Annotated in this window: 1 protein-coding gene; it reads left to right on the forward strand. The window is 58.4% G+C overall.

The window, feature by feature from the left end:
- Positions 1–46 precede the first annotated feature (46 nt).
- Positions 47–274, forward strand: a 228-nt coding sequence (locus SB786_RS36225; protein WP_410731575.1) for a hypothetical protein, incomplete at its 3' end; no start/stop codon positions are given.

The raw sequence follows: 274 nt of genomic DNA on the forward strand, positions 1-274 counted from the left end.
CTTTCGCCATGCATGACTGGGATTTGCTGATAAAAAGGAGCGTCAAATGTCGGATCTGAAGAAACCCGTTAAAGGCCGCCGATCACTCCTCCTCGCGGGCGGCGCGGCGATCGCTGGCGCGCCGCTTGTTCTGGCGGGCAAGGCACGCGCGGCAACGCCAGACTTTGCCCCGGGGTATGAGGGCTTCTCGATGTCCAAATACGATGGCGACGATTCGCTGTTGCGAATCCAGAAAAAAGGCGAGTTGGTGATTGGAACGTCCAATGACTGGCCG

It is taken from the genome of Burkholderia sp. SIMBA_062, from assembly GCF_046534765.1.
Taxonomy (GTDB): Bacteria; Pseudomonadota; Gammaproteobacteria; order Burkholderiales; family Burkholderiaceae; genus Burkholderia; species Burkholderia ambifaria.